We start from the raw sequence: 17,175 nt of genomic DNA on the forward strand, positions 1-17,175 counted from the left end.
ATGTCGTGATGAACCCGTTGCCCTGGCACCTCTCGCCCCCCATCTCCTGGGAGATGCTGGCGTCACACCTCGACGAGGCGGGATTCCTGTGGCGGCAGTGGAAGCGTGCCCTCGTGGCGCCGGACCATGTCCTCAATGACGTCGCTGGGGTGGAGGCGCGACTCCTCGCCCATGTGGATGCGCTCGTGCTCGCGGGGCGGAAGGCCGCGACGAGGCTGCTCGTTCCCGCCCTGGCCGAAGCGGATGAGCCTGGGCGGGTGGAGTGCGCCGCGCTCGGGCTGCTGCTTCAGGAAGACGCCCTGGATGCGGCTGTGCGGAGTGTCCTCGAGGTGCTCCAGGCGGGGGAGGAGGGTCCGTGCGCGGGCATCCAGGCCGCGCTCCTCTGTGCCGGCGGACGGGGGCTGGAGTCATGGCTGCGGCCCATGGTCGACGCATCGCCTCCGCCTGGAGGGCTCGCGACATTGCTGGAGATTTTGGGGGCGTGGCGAGTGGACCCTGGGCCGGCGCTGGAGGCGTCGCTCACGCATGAGGCCGCCCAGGTGCGGGCCGCCGCGTTTCGCTGCCTGCGCTCCTGGCCCGTCCGGTTGTCCGAAGCCACGCTGGAATCGGGACTGCGCGCATCCTCCGCCGAGGTTTCTGGCGCTGCTCTGGAAGCCGGGCTGTTGGCGGGAAGCCGACTGGCGTGGTGGGAATGCCGCCGTCAGGTCCTGGAGGGCGGGCCGCACCGCCAGATGGCCCTGCGAGCGCTGGCCGTTGCGGGCGGGCCGGACGCCCAGAAGTTGCTGCTGGAGGGGCTGGGAGACGCTGCCCGAGGGACGGAGACCTTGCGGGTGTTCGGTCTGGTGGGGACGGTCGAGACTGCTCGGGCCTGCCTGGAGGCGATGCGCGAGCCGTCATGGGCGCCCCTGGCGGCGGAGTCGTTCTCGCTGGTGACAGGCATGGAGGTCCCCGCGGTGGCTCCGGGCGTGGAGTCGGGCGACGAGGAGGCGGCCGTGGAGTTCGCGCCGGAGGAAACAGACCTCCCGCTGCCGGATGTGTCCCGTGCGGAGGCGTGGTGGGCCGAGCACGCCCCCCGGTTCAAGCCGACGGTGCGCTACGTGCGGGGACTGCCTCTGGGACCGGTGTCGTTGCTCGACGCGTTACGAGAAGGGTCGATGTATCGCCGCCGGTCGCTCTGGTGGGCTGTGGCCCTGCGGACCCGGGGCGCACTGGGGTTGGGCGTGGGCGCTTGGACACGGACCCAGCGCGCGGAAGAGGACGCCGCGAGGCGCCTGCCGCCAGCGCGTTTTGCCCAGTCGCTGGAGGGGGGCTTGGGCGCGTGGGGTGGGGCATGAAGGTGTTCGTCGCGGCCTTGGGAATGGCTTCATGCCTGGGGCCGGTGATTCCCGCCTGCGCTGCGTTCCGGGCCAATCTGCTGCGCCCCTCGCAGTCTCCCGACGTGGACGTCGCCCACCCCGGTGACGAGGCACCTCGGCCCGTGACTATCTGTGCGCTCCCGGTGGCGACGTTCGGCTTCTCGGGCGTCGGTCGGCTGGTGGCGTTGGCGTGCGAGGTGCTCAAGGATGTGGGCACTCGCGTGGACCTGCGGGGGCTCGGGCCGGAGACCGGCGTCTATCTGGCGCTGCCGGACCCGTGGGAGCGAGGCCTGGACCTGGGCGAGCCGGATGCCACGGAGGCGCTGCGAGTGGAGGCGCTGGGGCGTCGTGTGTTGGAGGCGAGCCTGCGGAACATGGGCCTGGAATGGCCCGGGCCCAGGCGCTTCTTTGGCGGTGGGCACGCGGCCTTCGCGAGGGCGCTGCATGCGGCCCAGGCGGCGCTGCAGCACGGCGGGCTTCGCTCGTGCCTGGTGATGGGGGTGGACTGCCTGGTCGAAGAGCCGACGCTCCATGCGCTGGCGGATGGACGACGGTTGAAGACGCCGGAGCAGCCTGTGGGCTTGACGCCTGGGGAAGCGGGCGCGGCCTTGTTGCTGACTACCGAGGGGCCCGCGCAACGTTCGACGGGCGAGCCCCAGGTGATGTTGCACGCGGTGCGGCTCGGAGAAGAGCCGCACCCGAGAGGCTCTGACAAGCCATCGGATGGACGGGCTCTGGCGGCATGTGCCGAGGCGGTGCTCGCAGTTGCAGGGGCCCTTCGTGCCCGGCCGCTCCTGGTGAGCGACCACAACGGAGAAGAGGGAAGGGCGCGGGAGTGGGGGATGGTGTTGCTGCACTTGCGGGCGTTGGACGCCTCACTGGGGGGACTTCCGGCCTGGTATCCCTCCATCGGCTTTGGGGACGTGGGGGCCGCGATGGGCGCGGTCAGCGCGTGTGTCGCGGTCAGGGGACTGCAACGCGGCGATGCGCCTTCCTCCGTGAGCCTTGTCTTCGCCAGCGCGGACGATTCCGGCCGAGGTGCCGTCTTGATAGGAACCACTGCTGCGCATCCGTCCAGAGGAGCTCTGCCATGACAACCGGTGACACCCGGCACAATCCCAATACGGAAATGGCCCGCCGGCTCAATGGCATCTTCAAGCGCAACCTGGCTCGGAAGGACGCCGCCCGGGCCGCGGCCAAGGAGGAGGCGAAGAAGAGCAAGCCGAAGAAGAAGGCGGAGCCCGCTCCTGACGGACATCTGGACCCCAACGCGCCGTTGAATGGGGTGCTGGCCAAGGGCGATAACTATGCCCGCCGCGGCTACACCTACCTCAAGGCCCAGGACGGCCGGGGGGTGTACCGCAACTTCGACCATGCGCACCTGAACGAAGTCCGGGGCATGGTGAAGGAGCGGGCGGAGTTTCCAGGGGGGCCGAAGGAGAACTTCAACCCCACGTACACCCAGCAGCATCCGTATGCCTGGGAAGCTCACCACATGCTGCCGGGTTCAGCCTTCTATTACATGATGAAGGACGGCAAGCCGGCCTTCACGTACAAGCAGATTCGGCTGTTGCTGATGTCCGAGTACAACATCAACCACGGGCACAACATCATCAATCTTCCCGCCGAGGACTGGGCTGTCCCGGTCCATTCCCTCATCTGCCATCCGAGCGACCACGAGTCCTACACGATGCGGGTCATGGATGAGATGCGGAAGGTGGCCAAGCGTCTCCAGGACGTCATTGATTCAGGAGAACCTCACGGCGATCTGCCTGAGGCGGCATTCGGGGAATTGAAGGACCTTGAGGAAGACTTCTGGGAGTTTCTTGTTGGACTGAGCCGGGCCATTGTCATGGCGAAGGTTGCTGGTGTCCGGTTCACTGGGAATGGCTCAGAGCACGTGCGATACGCGAATAAGGACGGAACAACCCACTATGAGTGGGGTAGCCTTTGGTAGGGTGATGCATATGAACTATTGGGTTTTGAAGGCTGAGTCCGCGGATGGCGCGGTCATTGATGCATTGCCCAAGGGCAGTCCCGAAAATTGGAAAATGCACAAGGGGGAGCGGCTGGAGCGGCAGTTTCCACTGGGGGGGAAGGTCTCCTTTTCAGACCATTTCCCCGATCGACGGAAGTTGTATGACTTCGTCCGAAACACGCTGGGCGTGCTGCTGGTCTCCTCCAGAGTGCATGAACTCCTGAAGGAAGTGCGCGTGGATAACGTCGAGTTTCTTCCGGTTTCCATGTGTGATCATCAGTGGAACCCGGTGTCGCAGAAATATGGAATTCTCAATGTATTGGGCTCTCAGGAGGTGATTGATATGGAGAAGTCCAAGTACAGGATGGATCGCATTACGAAGAAGGAGATTGCCCGTCTGAGCAATCTGGTGGTGGCTCATGAACGGCTAGACCCCAATGCCGGGCTGTTTCGAGCTCGAAACATGATGGAACTCATTCTGATGTCCGATCATGTCCATGAGGCTTTTCTTGGGGCTGGCTTGACGGGCTTCCGGGTACATCCTGCCGAAGGTTTTAGCGACATGTTTGCATGAGTCACCCTGGTCGATGAACTACTGGGTATTGAGGGCTGAGTCGTCCGATGGAGCCATCATTGATGCTTTGCCAAAGGACAGTCCGACCAATTGGAAGTTCAGCACGGGCGAGCCACTTGCCCGGGGCTTCCCTGCTGGGGGGAGGGTGTCGTTCTCGGACCACTTTCCGGACCGGCGTAAGCTCTATGACTTCGTGCGAAACACCGTGGGTGTTTTTCTTGTGTCGTCACGCGTGAAGCAGGTGCTGGACGACCTGCAGGTCGAAAATAAGGAGTTTCTCCCGATTGTCATGTGCGACCACCAATGGAATCCGGTGGTTGATGGCTATGGCATCCTGAATATCCTGGGCTCGCAAGATGCCATTGATATGGAGAAGTCCATCTATGACACCAGTGCTCTCTCTCGGGAAATTAGCCATGTCAGCAATCTGGTGCTGACTCAGGGAAAGATCGACCCCAAAGCCGATATCTTCCGCGCCCGGAACATGATGGAGCTCATCCTGATTTCGGACCGGACCAAGCAGGCCTTCGAACAGGCCGGGCTGACGGGCTTCAGGGCCCATCCCGCCGAAGGCTTCGACGACATGTTCGCCTGAACCTGGAGGAGGCAGCGTGGCAAAGCTTGCGGCACTGCGGGAGGACTCCGGGCGGGCCATTCTCCAGTTGATGCGTCAGGTCGATCCCACCGCGAGCCGAGACCTCCTCGTGCGGACCGTGGATGAGCTCTGTGTCCACTTCCACGTCGTGGCCGTGGCCACCCTGCTCGTGGATGGCAACCCGCAGGGCTTCTTCCTGAACCTGTGCCGAGCCGCCGAGAACTGGAGGCGATTGCTCACGCATTGCCGCCTCAAGCAGTGGGCGCTTCCTGCTTCGCGACACATGGATCCTCTGCTCGGTGCCGTCGCGGCGGGACATTGGAGTCTGGCGCGACAGGTCGCGGAGCTCTCCGAGACGCGGTGGCTTCCGGACGAGGAGTACCGCTCCGAGCATGCACGCGCCCAGCTCTTCCATGCGCTGGTCTCGCCCGGTACCAGGGACGTCGTCGTCCCGAGGGTGGAGGCGTTGGAGGGATTGGGGCTCGAGACAGAGACGGACCGGGTTGCCTGTGCCCGAGCCCTGCTCGATGGTGACGCAGATGCCTTCTCCGAGGCGTTCAAGCACGGGGTGCTCGTGCATGGAGAGGACATCGAGAAGCGCGCGAAGCTCTTCACGACCCCCGTGACACGCTTCGCGCCCAAGCGAGCCATCTGGTTGGAGGGGCTCGCCTGGCTCAGGCTCTCCGAGCGCGCGGACATCGCGAGCTTCGACGAGCACTTCCAATACTGCCCGCCGCTGGCCCGCACGCCCATGACGTCCCAGTTCGCCGGGGACTGGGTCGTTTCGCTCGGTCCTTGAGCGCCGCGGTGCGTCCCCGCCCGTGGCGCCCCCGGAGTGGAGCGGCTACAGCTCCCGTGACTGCTCCACCTTGCGCTGCTGGTCGCGGACGGCCAGCTCCTTGGACAGGTAGGGCTTCAGCCTCTGGCTCGTGTACGTGAGCGTCAGGCTGCGCGCCCCGGGCTCCTGGCTGCCGGTGAGCCGCAGCTCCGTTTCGGCTTCGGTCCAGGTGTTCCGCAGCAGGTATTCGTGGGCCGCGAGGGCGGCGTCCGTCCTCGCGTTGGCCTCCATCTGCCGGCCGAAGTTGTCCACGGCGGGGCCACTGGGCTGCACGCCGGAGCGCCACGCGTGGTAGTTCGCCGAGGCCTCGGAGAGGTTGTTGGCCATCTGCGCCAGCGCCAGGCGACCCTCCGCGTCGCGCGCCGAGTCCTCTCTGGACGCGGGCTTGCCGTACTTCATGGTGAGCAGCTCCGCCACCGCGTTGAAGTTGTCGCGGACGGCGCCCGGCGCGTGGAAGTGGAGGGTGACCTCGGCCAACTGCCCCTCGGCGAACACGTAGTAGGCGTCCGCGCGGCGGCCCGCCACGACGTCGGCGACGTGCACGTCCCCCCATTCATTGATGACCCGGGCGTGGAAGGGGAGCGCGGTCATGGCCTCGTCCTTCGTCATCCCCCAGCGGGTGTCTTGGAAGCCTGAGCTGCTGCGGTACTGCACCCGGGCGCTCTGCTCGCGCTCGACGTCCGCCAGCCGGATGGCGTCGCGGCGTTCGCGCAGCGCCTGGTGCTTCGCGGATGTGCCGCAGGCGGTGGTGGCGAGACACAGCGGCAGCAACAGGGCGGAACTCCATCGCATGGGCGGCTCCTCTGGCGGTGGCGTGGGGCCGTGACGGCCCGCCGCTTCCGATATTCAAAGGGGCCCGCGCCATTTCGAAAGCGCCGGGCGCTCAGGGGCCGGCCGCCGCGCCTTCCGTCCACTTCCCGCGCCGGGTGGGCTCCTTCATCGCTCGGGCGAGCGCCGAGAGGAAGCGCCTGCGGGGCCAGTTCTCCGCGCCGAAGCGGGCCAGGTGTTCGGTCTCCACCTGGCAGTCGATGAGCTGGAAGCCCCAGCCCTGGAAGCGCTCCGCCGCGGTGACGAAGGCCACCTTCGAGGCGTCCGGGGCCAGCGCGAACATGCTCTCTCCAAAGAAGGCCGCGCCCAGGGACACCCCGTACAGGCCGCCCTTCAGCTCGCCCTCCGCCCACGCCTCCACCGAGTGCGCGAAGCCCGCCTCGTGGAGCGTGATGTAGGCCTCCATCATCTCCTCGGTAATCCAGGTGCCCGTCTGTCCGGGCCGAGGCACCTGGCTGCATTCGGTGATGACGCGCCGGAAGGCGGTGTCGTAGCGCACCTCGTAGACGCCGCGCGCCATCGTCTTGCGCAGCGAGCGGCCCACGTAGAGCTTGTCCGGCGACAGCACGAAGCGCGGGTCCGGCGAGTGCCAGAGGATGGGGTCTCCCTCGCTGTACCAGGGGAAGATGCCGCGGGCGTAGGCGGCCAGCAGCCGCTCCGGCCGCAAGTCACCGCCGACGGCGACGACGCCGCTCTTGTCGGCGCGCTCCGGGGGCGGGAAGAGCTCCGGGTGCTCGTCACTCAACAGGTAGATGGGCACGGCGTGCCACTCTACCGGGAGACGTTCAGCTTCACCTTGCCCGTGAGCGAATACGGCACGCGCAGCAGCGGGCCCGTCACCTCGCCCGTCACCCCGTAGGGCAGCAGCCCCTTGGAGATGAGCGCCTTCACCTCCGGGCCCCAGGTGTCCTTCGTCACCGCCAGTTCTACCGGGTACACGCCCGTTGCGGACGCGTCCACGGTGTCCGCCTGCGCCAGCGTGCCGCTGTCCAGCGTCTTGCCGGCTACCGACGCCGTCCACGTCAGGCCCTCCAGCCGCAGCGGGAAGGGGTTGGGGTTGCGCACGCCCAGGCGGAGGTTGAGCTGGACCTCCTCATCCGAGTAGCGCGCCCCGTCCAACTCCTCCACCACCACCGTGGGCAGCCGGGGCATCCGCGCCGCGCGGCTGGCGGCGAAGGGAATCGTCTGCTCCTGGCCTCCCGAGCGCACGACGAGGGTGCCGCGCAGGGCGAGCAGCAGCGTGCCTCCCAGGGTGCTCAGCCGGGCCAGGTCGTCCGCGTTCTTCACGTAGGGCGCGCGCTCCTCGAAGGAGAGGTCCATGGGCTCGCCGGGCGTCAGCGCCACGTCCAGCTTCGCCGTGCCCGTCTTCACCACCTGGCCGTCGGCGACGAGCTCGTAGTCGGCGCGCTCCACCACCCCCTCTCCGGGGCTGGTCACCTGGGCCTCGAAGCGCAGGGTGGCGTCGGTGAGGCCCTGGGACGCGACGACGGTCCGTTGGGCGGTGAGGACGGCGGGACTGGAGGGCCGGGTGGGGGCGGAAGCACACCCCGCACAGAGGAAAAGCACCACGGCCAGACGGAACATGGGCGAGGGCAAGCGCATGACGCTAGACAATGTGGCCACCCCCTGGAGTCCTCTCAAGGGCTTTTCCGCTAGACTGTCCACCACCTGTGGCCCGACGCCGCCCCAACTTCAACAAGACGCTCCGCTCCCTCATCCAGGACATCGCGGCGAAGATGCCGGAGTTCGGGCATGTGAAGGCCGGTCGCATCCTCGTGGTGGCCGGTGAGGCCCGCCGCGCCTCCCGGGGCACCGTGAAGCCCCTGTGCTTCCGGGGGGGGAAGAGCACGGACCGCGCCGGACGCCGCAAGCCCATCATCCGCATCCGGGGCAAGCGGATGCTGTACTGCGTCACCCTCCGGCCGCTCTTCTTCCGGGGGTCCACCGCGCAGGCCCGCGTGGAGACGGTGATTCACGAACTCTTCCACCTGTCGCGCCGCTTCGACGGGACGCTGCACTCCGGCCGGCGCCATGCCGTGCTGGGGCGCAACTTCTCTCGCAAGCTCAAGCCGCTGGTGCGCCGCTATCTCAAGCTGTGCCCCCCTGAGCTGCTGGCCGCCATGGCCCACTCCGGCGAGGTACGCATCCTCCAGTGGCTGGAGCGGCCCGGTCCGGCCTACCACCCCGGCAGCCATCGCCGGGTGCGGAAGGTCTACACCGAGGACCAGCTCTACTCCGGTGTCGCGCGCATGGTGACGCCCAAGGTGCGTCTGGCTCGCGACACCTCCGCGCGCGCCAAGGTTCACTGAGCGGCGCGCTCCCGCACACCCTGATTCGCACAGGGGCGGGTTTTTCGCCAATCGTTTGACTTTGAAAATCAGTATCAATATCGTCACCGCCGTTTCGAGCCAGGAGCGGTGATGCGCGACGGTTGCCACGGTGAAGGCGGGGCGGAGGAGCTGCGCTGCATGTGCGGCAGCCTGCTGGCGCGGTTGGTGCCGGAGGGCGTGGAGCTCAAGTGCCGCCGCTGCCACCGGACGCGGGTGGTGCCCCTGGAGCGAACGCCGCCGGGCGGCGGCGGTGGTGCGCAGGTGAGCGGCGCCGGCCGCTGACGTGTGAGTTGTTCCCGGGCCGCGCAGGCCCGGTGCAGTGAGGTCTTTTCCTGAGGCCCGAGGCCATTGAGCCCAGCGCCCTACAGGGCCTTCCGCGAAAGGCCCCCGGCCTTGCGCCGGAGGACGCAGCATGGCGTGGCGTGGGTGTTTGCTCTTCGTGGCCTGTTCCATGCCGTGGACGGCATGGGGCGGTGGCAGTGAAGCGCCTGCCACCGAGGTGGCTTCCAGCGAGGCTTCCACCGCGGAGGCTCCGCCCGATGCGCAGGTGGCCCAGGCCGATGCGGGGCCGGAGCCCGCGTCCGCCGCGGAGGCGCTGCCGGAAGCGCGCACGGTGGTGACGGCGTCGCGTTCGCCGGAGCGGCTCGAGGATTCGGCGGTGGCCACGGAGGTCATCACCCGCTCGGACATCCTGGCCAGTGGGGCGCGGGACGCGTCGGAGTTGCTCGCGGCGCACCCTGGGCTCCAGGTGGTCCAGACGTTCGCGGGCGCCACGGTGCAGTTGCAGGGCCTGTCGCCGGAGTACGTCCTGGTGCTGGTGGACGGTGAGCGCGTGGCCGGCCGGGTGGCCGGAAGCGTGGACCTGTCCCGCCTGTCCACCGAGGACCTCGAACAGGTGGAAATCGTGAAGGGCCCCTCGTCGGTCCTCTATGGCAGCGACGCGGTGGCGGGCGTGGTGAATCTCATCACCCGCCGTGCCCGCCGTCCGCTGGGCGCCGAGCTGCGCGCCTCCTACGGCTCCATGCAGCGGCTGGAACTGGACGCCACCGGCGAGGCGAAGGGTGAGAACTGGGGGCTGCGTCTGAGTGGCGGTCTGGCGCGGCGGGACGCGTACCTCCTGGACCCGACGAGCATCGGCACCACGGGCAGCAGCCTGGATGGCATCGACGCGTCCGCGGGCGGTGACTTGCGCGTCAGTGAGGGCACGGCGCTGCAGGCCAACGCCACCTATGCGCGGCGGGTGCAGCGCGGCGTGGACGTGGGCGTGACGGGCGCCATCTTCGACCGCGCCAGCCGGGATGACTCGCTCTCCGTGCGCCTGTCTCCCCGGTGGACGTTGTCCAACAACGCCTCGCTGCGCGTGGATGGCGCCTATGCGTGGTTCAACCGGCGCTACCTGAGGGACCAGCGCCGCTCCAACGCGCTGGACACCATTGAAGACACGCGCGAGCAGCAGGGCCGGCTGGGCGCGCAGCTGGACGCGAAGCTCGGAGACGCCCACGCCTTCGTGGTGGGCGCGGAGCTGCTCGGCGAATGGTTGCAGGCGGACCGGCTGGGCGAAGACGGCACTGGCCAGCGCGCCCGCGCGTCCATCTATGTGCAGGACAACTGGACCCTGGTGCCGCGCTTGAAGCTGACGCTGGTGCCGGGCGCGCGCGTGGACACGGACACGCAGTTCGGCACGGCGGTGACGCCCCGGCTGGCGGCGCGCATGGACCCGACGTCCTGGCTCACGCTGCGCGGCAGCTACGGCTGGGCGTTCCGGGCGCCGGGCTTCCAGGAGATGCTGCTCGACTTCGAAAACCCCAGCGTGGGCTACCGGGTGCACGGCAATCCGGACCTGCGTCCGGAGCGTTCGCGCAGCTTCAACCTGTCGGTGGAGGTGAAGCCCGCGGAGTCCTCGCTCCTGTGGGTGAGCGCCTTCCAGCACAACCTTCAGGACATGATTGGCGTCTCCACGGAGATGGTCGGCCCGCAGCAGCTCTTCACCTATGTGAACATCGCGCGTGCGCGCGTGCTCGGCGGCGAGCTGGGCGTGCGTCAGCAGCTGCCTGGCCGCATCTCCGCGGAGCTGGGCTACACGCTCACCGACGGCCGTTCGGAGGAGACGGGGCTGGCGCTGGAAGGGCAGGCGCGCCATCGCCTCACCGCGCAGGCCACCTGGCGTCACCGGACGTCGGGCCTGGAGGCCTGGGTGCGCGGCGCGCTCGTGGGGCCGCGTCCCTTCTACCCGGACACGGACGGTGACGGCGTCGCCAACCCGTACGACGCGAAGACCTACGTCACCGTGGATGCCCGGCTGGGCTGGCGCATGCGCGAGGAACTCCAGTTCTTCGTGCTGGGCACCAACCTCGCGAACGCGGGCAACCCCACCGACCTCCCCATTCCCCCTCGCGCCATCCAGGCCGGCATCTCCGCCCGGCTCTGACGCTCCCTTCCACCGCTCACTCACTCACTCAAGGAGTCTTCATGTCCCGCTTCTCTCCCCGCTCATCCTTCCTGGGCCGCGCCACCGCCGCTCTGCTGCTGGCCGGTTCCCTGTCCGCGTGTGGCGATGACCTCGAACTGCCACCAGAGAGCCAGCCGACGGATGGCTCCCACGTGAATCACGTGGCCAACGATGACGGCTCGTACACCACCACCGTGAACGCGACGAGCAGCGCGGACTGGATTGGCCTGGACCTGGACAAGGGCGCGCAGGTGAGCGCCTCCGAGGACACTGTCTGGGACCTGGCCTTCAACCGCTTCAACGTCCGTACTCGAGGCGGCGTGAGTGGTACCGGCAACGTGGCGGTGGCGGTGCTCCTCGAGACGGACTTCGCGGCGGTGACGCGGGCGCCGGCGGACGGCTACGTCGCGGATTCCGAGGACGGCCCGGACCGGGGCGAGGACCCGGACAGCGCCTTCCAGCAGGGCGACGGGTGGTACGTCTATGACATGACGACGCACGCCCTCACGGCGCGTCGCAATGTGTACGTCGTCCGCTCCGACGCTGGTGACTACTTCAAGGTCGCCATGCAGTCCTATTACGACGATGCGGGTACGCCGGGGATGTTGTCGTTCCGCTGGGCGAAGGTGCCTGGCCCCGCCTCCAGCGGCAGCGCGGTGACGCAGCCGTCCTCGTACTGAGCATCCTTCCACTTCCAGGTGTCCAACATGAATCAGACCGCGAACTCTGATGTCGTCTCCGAGTCCACCCGTCTGCGCCAGCGCTGGCAGACCCTCCGCGAGGAGCAGCCCCGCACCCGCATCCGTGACGCCGCCGAGCAACTGGGTGTGAGTGAAGCCCAGTTGCTCGCCACGGGACTTGGCGAGAGTGTCATCCGGCTGGACCTCCGGCTGGATGCGCTCCTGCCTCGTTTCGAGTCGCTGGGGCGGGTGATGTCGCTCACGCGCAACGCGCATGCCGTGCACGAGAAGCGTGGCACCTGGCGTAACATCGAGCTGCACGGCAAGCAGGGGCTGGTGCTGGACGAGGAAATCGACCTGCGCCTGTTCTTCACGCGCTGGAGCTTCGGCTTCGCCACCCGCGAGCCGCACGGCGATGGCCTCCGCCGCAGCCTCCAGTTCTTCGACGCGTCGGGGACGGCCGTCCACAAAATCTACGTGGAGGAGGCCGGGCGCGAGGAGACGTTCGACACCCTGGTGAAGGAATTCACCCACGCGGACCAGTCGCCGGTGCTCAGCATCGTCCCGGCCACGCCCGCGGCGGAGCCCAAGCCCGACAGTGAGATTGACGCGGAGGGGCTGCGCTCCGGCTGGCGCGCGCTCCAGGACACGCATGAGTTCTTCATGCTGCTCAACCGCTTCAGCGTGGCGCGCACCCAGGCGCTCCGCCTGGCCGAGCCGGAGCTCACCACCCCGGTGGCGGCGTCCTCGCTGACGTGGGTGCTGGAGAAGGCGTCCGCGACGGAGCTGCCCATCATGATTTTCGTGGGCAACCCCGGCTGCATCCAGATTCACACCGGCCCGGTGAAGAACGTGAAGCCGATGGGCCCGTGGATGAACGTGTTGGACGCGGGCTTCAACCTCCACGTCCGCGCGGACCACGTCCACTCGGCGTGGGTCGTGCGCAAGCCCACGCGGGACGGCGTCGTCACGTCCCTGGAGCTGTTCAACGAGGCGGGGGACAACATCGCGCTCATCTTCGGCAAGCGGAAGCCGGGGCAGCCCGAGTCGCCCGAGTGGCGCGCGCTGGCCGAGGAGCTGGCCAAGGCGCTGCCCGCGAGTGAGGGCTCGCGATGAGCCGCGCGTCCGGACTGTCGTGGGTCTTCATGGCGGTGGCCTCGCTCGCGCACGCGGCGGTGCCGGCGCCCGCGAAGCCTCAGGCGGCGGCCGCGGCCAAGGCCCCGGTCAACGCGGCGAAGCTGGTCACCGTCGGCCCCGCCATCACCGAAACCGTCTTCGCGCTGGGCGCGGGCGGGCAGGTGGTGGGCGTGGACGACACCAGCCTGGCGTTGGAGGTCGCCCGGAAGTCGCCGAAGGTGGGCTACCAGCGGGCGCTGTCATCGGAGGCCATCGTCGCGCTGGGGACGTCGCAGCTTCTGGCGTCCGAGGAGGCGGGCCCCCCGGGCGTGCTCGAGCAGCTCAAGACGGTGGGCGTGGACGTGGTGGTGCTGCCGAACAATCACACCGTCGAAGCCACGCGCGAGCGCATCCGGACGCTCGCGCAGCGCCTGGGCAAGGCGGAGCAGGGTGAGGCCCTGGTCAAGCAGCTGGACTCGGACCTGCGCAAGGCGCGGGAGCGCACGGCGGCGCGCAAGGACGCGAAGCCGCCGCGGGTCCTCGCGCTGTATGCGCGCGGGGCCAACGTCCTCATGGTTGCGGGCGCCGGGACGGCGGCGGGCGAGCTCGTCACGTTGTCGGGCGGTGTGAATGCCATCGCCGGATATGCGGGCCACAAGCCGCTGACGCCGGAGGCGGTGGTCGAAGCGGCGCCGGACTTCATCCTCATGCCGGCGAGCTCCTTGGAGCCGGTGGGCGGAGAGGAGGGCCTGTCGCGCACGCCCGGCCTGTCGCAGGTGCGCGGCTGGCGCCTCATCACCGTGGACGACGTCCACTTCATGGGGCTGGGGCCTCACCTGGGCAAGGCCGTGAGCCGCTTGCAGGATGGGTACATGTCCCCGGCTCGGGGCAGCAAATGAGTGCGTCGGGGATTGCGCCCGTCTCCGCCACCTACCGCACCCAGGAGCCCATCCATCCAGCAGCCCCGCGTCCGTGGCTGCTGCTGACGGCGCTGCTGCTGGGCGTGGTGCTCCTGTCGCTCGCCGTGGGCGCGGTGCCGGTGCCTCTGCTGGCACTGGCGGGCAGTCTGCTGGAACGGGTGGGCCTGGACATCGGCCACAAGCTGGAGTCCGTGCAGCAGGCGGTGCTGCTGTCCATCCGCCTTCCGCGCGTGACGCTCGGCATCATGGTGGGCGCGGTGCTGGCCACCTGTGGTGCCGCGCTGCAGGCGTTGTTCCGCAACCCGCTGGTGGAGCCCGGCCTGCTGGGCACCTCCAGCGGCGCGGCGCTGGGGGCGGTGGGGGCCATCGTCATGGACGTGGCCCTCAGTGCCCACCTGGGCTCGCTGCGGATGCTCGCGGTGCCGGGCGCGGCCTTCATGGGCGCGCTGGGCGCCACGTTGCTCGCGCACCGGCTGGGTGGGGGCGGCGGTCGCACGGAGACGGCGCGCATCCTCCTGGCGGGCGTGGCTGTCAGCGCGGGGGCGGGCGCGGGCATCGGTCTGCTCACGCAGATGGCCACCGACGCACAGCTCCGCTCCATCACCTTCTGGACCTGGGGCAGCCTGGGCGGTGCGTCCTGGGACGTGGTGGGGGCAGCCACGCCGCCGCTGCTCATCGCCCTGGGCCTGTTGCTGCGTGAGGCGCGCACCCTCAACCTCCTGTTGCTGGGGGAGCGCGAGGCGTGGCACCTGGGCGTGGATGTCGAGCGCCTCAAGCGCCGGCTCATCCTCGCCGCGGCCCTGGGGGTGGGGGCCGCGGTGTCCGTCACCGGCGTCATCGCCTTCGTGGGCTTGCTGGTGCCCGCGCTGTTGCGGCTGGCGCTGGGGCCGGACCACCGGCGGCTGCTCAGTGCATCCGCCTTGCTGGGGGCCTCGCTGCTGGTGGGCGCGGACCTGCTGGCTCGCACGGCGGCCATTCCCTCTGAGTTGCCCGTGGGCGCGCTCACGTCCGTGCTGGGTGTCCCTGTCTTCATCGGGCTGCTGTCGCGCAAGGGGGCCGCATGAGCCTGGAGGTTCGTGGCATCGAGGTGTGGCGTGGCCGTGGGCGGACGCTGGGGCCCATGGATTTGACGCTGCAGCCCGGTGAGGTGCTGGCCGTCGTGGGACCCAACGGCGCGGGCAAGTCCACGCTGCTGTCCGCCATGTCGGGCGAGCTGCGGTGCTCGACGGGCGAGGTGCTCCTGGACGGCACTCCCTTGTTGCAGTGGAAGCCGCGGGAGCGGGCCATGCGGCTGGGCGTGCTTCCCCAGGAGTCGTCGCTGGGCTTCGGCTTCACGGCGCTGGAGGTGGCGCTGCTGGGACGGAGTCCCCATGCGAGCCGCGCTGAAGGCAGCGCGGACCTGGCGGCGGCGGTGGCGGCGCTCGATGCCACCGACACGCGACACCTGGCTTCACGTTCGTATCTCACGCTGTCGGGGGGCGAGCGGCAGCGTGTGCAGCTGTCTCGGGTGCTGGCTCAGCTCTCCGATCCGTTGGCATCCGGACACCGTTACCTGCTGCTGGACGAGCCGACGGCGAGTCTGGACCTGGCCCACCAGCACCTCGTGCTGGAGGCGGCGGCGCGCTTCGCCCAGGCGGGTGGCGCGGTGCTGGCGGTGCTGCATGACCTCAATCTGGCCGCGCGCTACGCGCACCGGATGGCCGTGCTCGCCGAGGGCCGGGTGGTTGAACTGGGCGCACCGGCGCAGGTGCTTTCCCAGGAGTTGGTGGCCCGCGTCTTCGGTCTGCGCGTGCAGGTCGTCGAATGGCCGGGCTCGCCCGGTCCCCTGGTCATCCCGGAGGGCCGCGCGCCGCTGCCTCCCTGAGCACGGACGGAGCCGTGTCCGCTGGGTTCAGCTCCCCGCGGGAAACGCCCTGGGCGCGCCCGGTGCCCCTCCACACCGCGCGTGATGGCCCAGGGCCTTTCCCGTGGGAGGCGCCGTTTCGCCACGCTGGCGGCAGACGGGTAGGGAGGCCGTGGCCTGCCCGGTGCTCCCACGCCGCACATCGGGCGTGCTGTCGTGCCTCCTCACCCCGTCCCCGTTCGGTGGACGCGGAGGTGCCACGCATTGCGTTTCGAAGCGGCGGTGTTGTGCCTGGGCATCCTCGTGCTGGCGTGCGGGCCGGAGCAGGACGGGCCACCATGTGAATCCGATGGAGCCCCAGCCTGTGCCCACGGAACCTGAATTGCCCGCCGTGCTCATGACGGGGGACGGCACGCATACTGGCACTACGGACGAGGAGCCCTGACCGCAAGGGGGGCGGGGTCGAGGCTGGCAGGTCGCTGTTCGGAAATGTCGGGACTTTTGATCCGGTCGGTCAAAACCCCCGACATTTCCGAACAGCGAGCTCGCGAACGGCCTCCAAGGGGGCGCTGCGCCCGTGCGGGGATTGGAGTAGTCACGGGCGTAGGTCGTCGTCGAGGAGCCGCATTGGAGACTGCTGCGCTGGTGCTGGTGTTGTCGTCCGCGTTCCTGCACGCGGCTTGGAATGCGCTGCTCAAGCGTCATCCCAATCCGGAAGTGGGCGTGGTGAGCGTCATGTCCGTGGTCATCCTGGCCAGTGGCATCTGGGCGCTGGGGATGCGTGGCCCTGCGTTCTCCAGCACGGAGGGGCTCGTTTGGGCGCTGTGGGCGGGCGTGTGTGAGAGCGTTTACCTCGCGGGGCTCGCGCGGTCGCTGCGTCAGGCGCCACTCGGGCTCGCGTACACGGTGTCTCGTGGCGGCGCGATGCTGCTCGTCTGGCCGGTGTCCGTGCTGTGGCTGGGGGAGGCTGTGTCCTCGTGGACGGTGTCGGGCGTGGCGATGCTCTGCGTTGGGCTGGCGGTGATGAACCTGTCCCGTCCATCGGGGGCCGCAGGGGCGGGCGTGGCGTGGGCGGCCTTGTCGGCGGTGGGAATCGCGGGCTACCACTTGAGCTACAAGATGGCACTGGGGACGGGCGCGCAGCCTCCTGCGTTGTTCGCCACCGGCCTGCTCGTCGCGCTGCCCGTGCTCATCCTGGAGCGGGGCCGTCAGCAGGGGTGGGCTGCCTTCCGCCGGGAGGCTTTGCTCGCACCGGGGCTTGTTCTGACGGCGGGGCTCATCTCCGCGTTGTCGTTCGGCCTGTTGTTGACGGCGCTGGCGGGGGGAGGCGCAGGCGCGGTGCTGACGCTTCGAAACACCTCCATCGCCTTCGCGCTGGTGCTCGCGGCGCTCCAGGGGGAACGCTTGGGCCGGCGGCAACTGTCGGGCGCCGCGCTCGTCGCCGTGGGCGCGTTGTTGCTCGGCGTGCCGGCATAGGTGGGTTCAACGCTGGACCGCGCGGACGCGATGCCCATGCGCGCATTTGTCCGCGCTGCTGTGGCTCGCGCGCGGTCAGTTCATCTCGCGCGCAGGCCTTGCAGTGAGACGTCCTGCGAGACGCCTATGGCGTGGGCGTGCACACCCTCCGCCCATCTCGCCGCATGCATTGCGGCGAGACGTTCCGCGAGCG

18 protein-coding genes are annotated in these 17,175 nt (G+C 69.0%); 15 read left to right on the forward strand and 3 right to left on the reverse strand.

Features of this window, described 5'->3' with window-relative positions; genetic code table 11:
- The first annotated feature begins 8 nt into the window (after window positions 1-8).
- From F8M74_RS25165 to F8M74_RS25190, 6 genes are read left to right on the forward strand one after another with little or no spacing between them, the layout of a single operon-like run.
- The gene (locus F8M74_RS25165; protein WP_141254647.1) at window positions 9-1,334 is read left to right on the forward strand and encodes a TIGR02270 family protein; all 1,326 of its coding nucleotides are present in this window, start codon (window positions 9-11) and stop codon (window positions 1,332-1,334) included.
- The gene (locus F8M74_RS25170; protein WP_141254632.1) at window positions 1,331-2,449 is read left to right on the forward strand and encodes a hypothetical protein; all 1,119 of its coding nucleotides are present in this window, start codon (window positions 1,331-1,333) and stop codon (window positions 2,447-2,449) included. The genes F8M74_RS25165 and F8M74_RS25170 overlap by 4 nt, the downstream gene beginning before the upstream one ends.
- Window positions 2,446-3,312, forward strand: coding sequence for an AHH domain-containing protein (locus F8M74_RS25175; RefSeq protein ID WP_141254631.1), 867 nt, complete (start codon window positions 2,446-2,448; stop codon window positions 3,310-3,312). Before F8M74_RS25170 ends, F8M74_RS25175 begins: the two co-directional genes overlap by 4 nt.
- Before the next feature lie 10 nt (window positions 3,313-3,322).
- Window positions 3,323-3,907: a DUF1629 domain-containing protein gene (locus F8M74_RS25180; RefSeq protein WP_141254646.1), complete on the forward strand. Its 585-nt coding sequence runs from the start codon at window positions 3,323-3,325 to the stop codon at window positions 3,905-3,907.
- 13 nt (window positions 3,908-3,920) lie between these two features.
- Entirely contained in the window at window positions 3,921-4,502 is a 582-nt protein-coding gene (locus tag F8M74_RS25185; protein ID WP_141254630.1) for a DUF1629 domain-containing protein, read from the forward strand.
- 16 nt (window positions 4,503-4,518) lie between these two features.
- Complete coding sequence (locus F8M74_RS25190) at window positions 4,519-5,301, forward strand: hypothetical protein (RefSeq protein WP_141254629.1); 783 nt, start codon at window positions 4,519-4,521, stop codon at window positions 5,299-5,301.
- Between the two features lie 45 nt (window positions 5,302-5,346).
- Here F8M74_RS25190 and F8M74_RS25195 read toward each other — a convergent pair whose 3' ends face one another.
- From F8M74_RS25195 to F8M74_RS25205, 3 genes are all read right to left on the reverse strand, one after another.
- Complete coding sequence (locus tag F8M74_RS25195; protein WP_141254628.1) at window positions 5,347-6,132, reverse strand: hypothetical protein; 786 nt, start codon at window positions 6,130-6,132, stop codon at window positions 5,347-5,349.
- A gap of 91 nt (window positions 6,133-6,223) precedes the next feature.
- Entirely contained in the window at window positions 6,224-6,928 is a 705-nt protein-coding gene (gene aat, locus F8M74_RS25200; protein WP_141254627.1) for a leucyl/phenylalanyl-tRNA--protein transferase, read from the reverse strand.
- An 11-nt stretch (window positions 6,929-6,939) separates the two neighbouring features.
- Entirely contained in the window at window positions 6,940-7,836 is an 897-nt protein-coding gene (locus tag F8M74_RS25205) for an LEA type 2 family protein (RefSeq protein ID WP_141254626.1), read from the reverse strand.
- Between the two features lie 2 nt (window positions 7,837-7,838).
- On the opposite strand from F8M74_RS25205, the gene F8M74_RS25210 reads away from it, so the two are divergent.
- From F8M74_RS25210 to F8M74_RS25250, 9 genes are all read left to right on the forward strand, one after another.
- Complete coding sequence (locus F8M74_RS25210; RefSeq protein ID WP_141254625.1) at window positions 7,839-8,477, forward strand: hypothetical protein; 639 nt, start codon at window positions 7,839-7,841, stop codon at window positions 8,475-8,477.
- Window positions 8,478-8,588: 111 nt separating this feature from the next.
- Window positions 8,589-8,780 (forward strand): hypothetical protein, encoded by a 192-nt coding sequence (locus tag F8M74_RS25215; protein ID WP_171410282.1) that lies wholly within the window; start codon window positions 8,589-8,591, stop codon window positions 8,778-8,780.
- Between the two features lie 130 nt (window positions 8,781-8,910).
- Window positions 8,911-10,926 carry a TonB-dependent siderophore receptor gene (locus F8M74_RS25220; protein WP_141254623.1) on the forward strand — a complete coding sequence of 672 codons (2,016 nt, stop codon included), beginning with the start codon at window positions 8,911-8,913 and terminating at the stop codon, window positions 10,924-10,926.
- Between the two features lie 41 nt (window positions 10,927-10,967).
- Complete coding sequence (locus F8M74_RS25225) at window positions 10,968-11,627, forward strand: HmuY family protein (RefSeq protein ID WP_141254622.1); 660 nt, start codon at window positions 10,968-10,970, stop codon at window positions 11,625-11,627.
- Between the two features lie 27 nt (window positions 11,628-11,654).
- On the forward strand, window positions 11,655-12,743 hold the full coding sequence (locus F8M74_RS25230; RefSeq protein ID WP_141254621.1) for a hemin-degrading factor: 1,089 nt from the start codon (window positions 11,655-11,657) through the stop codon (window positions 12,741-12,743).
- On the forward strand, window positions 12,740-13,642 hold the full coding sequence (locus F8M74_RS25235; RefSeq protein ID WP_141254620.1) for a hemin ABC transporter substrate-binding protein: 903 nt from the start codon (window positions 12,740-12,742) through the stop codon (window positions 13,640-13,642). The genes F8M74_RS25230 and F8M74_RS25235 overlap by 4 nt, the downstream gene beginning before the upstream one ends.
- Window positions 13,639-14,727 carry an iron ABC transporter permease gene (locus tag F8M74_RS25240; protein ID WP_141254619.1) on the forward strand — a complete coding sequence of 363 codons (1,089 nt, stop codon included), beginning with the start codon at window positions 13,639-13,641 and terminating at the stop codon, window positions 14,725-14,727. Before F8M74_RS25235 ends, F8M74_RS25240 begins: the two co-directional genes overlap by 4 nt.
- Window positions 14,724-15,527 (forward strand): heme ABC transporter ATP-binding protein, encoded by an 804-nt coding sequence (locus tag F8M74_RS25245; RefSeq protein WP_141254618.1) that lies wholly within the window; start codon window positions 14,724-14,726, stop codon window positions 15,525-15,527. The genes F8M74_RS25240 and F8M74_RS25245 overlap by 4 nt, the downstream gene beginning before the upstream one ends.
- Window positions 15,528-16,133: 606 nt before the next feature.
- The gene (locus F8M74_RS25250; RefSeq protein ID WP_228560189.1) at window positions 16,134-16,982 is read left to right on the forward strand and encodes an EamA family transporter; all 849 of its coding nucleotides are present in this window, start codon (window positions 16,134-16,136) and stop codon (window positions 16,980-16,982) included.
- Window positions 16,983-17,175: the final 193 nt, after the last annotated feature.

The organism is Myxococcus sp. CA023 (assembly GCF_010998615.1).
GTDB lineage: Bacteria > Myxococcota > Myxococcia > Myxococcales > Myxococcaceae > Myxococcus.

What these genes read in the sequence shown, in the direction of transcription:
- F8M74_RS25230 (WP_141254621.1), top strand. Translation starts at nt 11,655, where the DNA reads ATGAATCAGACCGCGAACTCTGATGTCGTCTCCGAGTCCACCCGTCTG.
- F8M74_RS25175 (WP_141254631.1), top strand. Translation starts at nt 2,446, where the DNA reads ATGACAACCGGTGACACCCGGCACAATCCCAATACGGAAATGGCCCGC.
- F8M74_RS25235 (WP_141254620.1), top strand. Translation starts at nt 12,740, where the DNA reads ATGAGCCGCGCGTCCGGACTGTCGTGGGTCTTCATGGCGGTGGCCTCG.
- F8M74_RS25245 (WP_141254618.1), top strand. Translation starts at nt 14,724, where the DNA reads ATGAGCCTGGAGGTTCGTGGCATCGAGGTGTGGCGTGGCCGTGGGCGG.
- F8M74_RS25185 (WP_141254630.1), top strand. Translation starts at nt 3,921, where the DNA reads ATGAACTACTGGGTATTGAGGGCTGAGTCGTCCGATGGAGCCATCATT.
- F8M74_RS25215 (WP_171410282.1), top strand. Translation starts at nt 8,589, where the DNA reads ATGCGCGACGGTTGCCACGGTGAAGGCGGGGCGGAGGAGCTGCGCTGC.
- F8M74_RS25165 (WP_141254647.1), top strand. Translation starts at nt 9, where the DNA reads ATGAACCCGTTGCCCTGGCACCTCTCGCCCCCCATCTCCTGGGAGATG.
- F8M74_RS25240 (WP_141254619.1), top strand. Translation starts at nt 13,639, where the DNA reads ATGAGTGCGTCGGGGATTGCGCCCGTCTCCGCCACCTACCGCACCCAG.
- F8M74_RS25170 (WP_141254632.1), top strand. Translation starts at nt 1,331, where the DNA reads ATGAAGGTGTTCGTCGCGGCCTTGGGAATGGCTTCATGCCTGGGGCCG.
- F8M74_RS25220 (WP_141254623.1), top strand. Translation starts at nt 8,911, where the DNA reads ATGGCGTGGCGTGGGTGTTTGCTCTTCGTGGCCTGTTCCATGCCGTGG.
- F8M74_RS25180 (WP_141254646.1), top strand. Translation starts at nt 3,323, where the DNA reads ATGAACTATTGGGTTTTGAAGGCTGAGTCCGCGGATGGCGCGGTCATT.
- F8M74_RS25195 (WP_141254628.1), bottom strand. Translation starts at nt 6,132, where the DNA reads ATGCGATGGAGTTCCGCCCTGTTGCTGCCGCTGTGTCTCGCCACCACC.
- F8M74_RS25225 (WP_141254622.1), top strand. Translation starts at nt 10,968, where the DNA reads ATGTCCCGCTTCTCTCCCCGCTCATCCTTCCTGGGCCGCGCCACCGCC.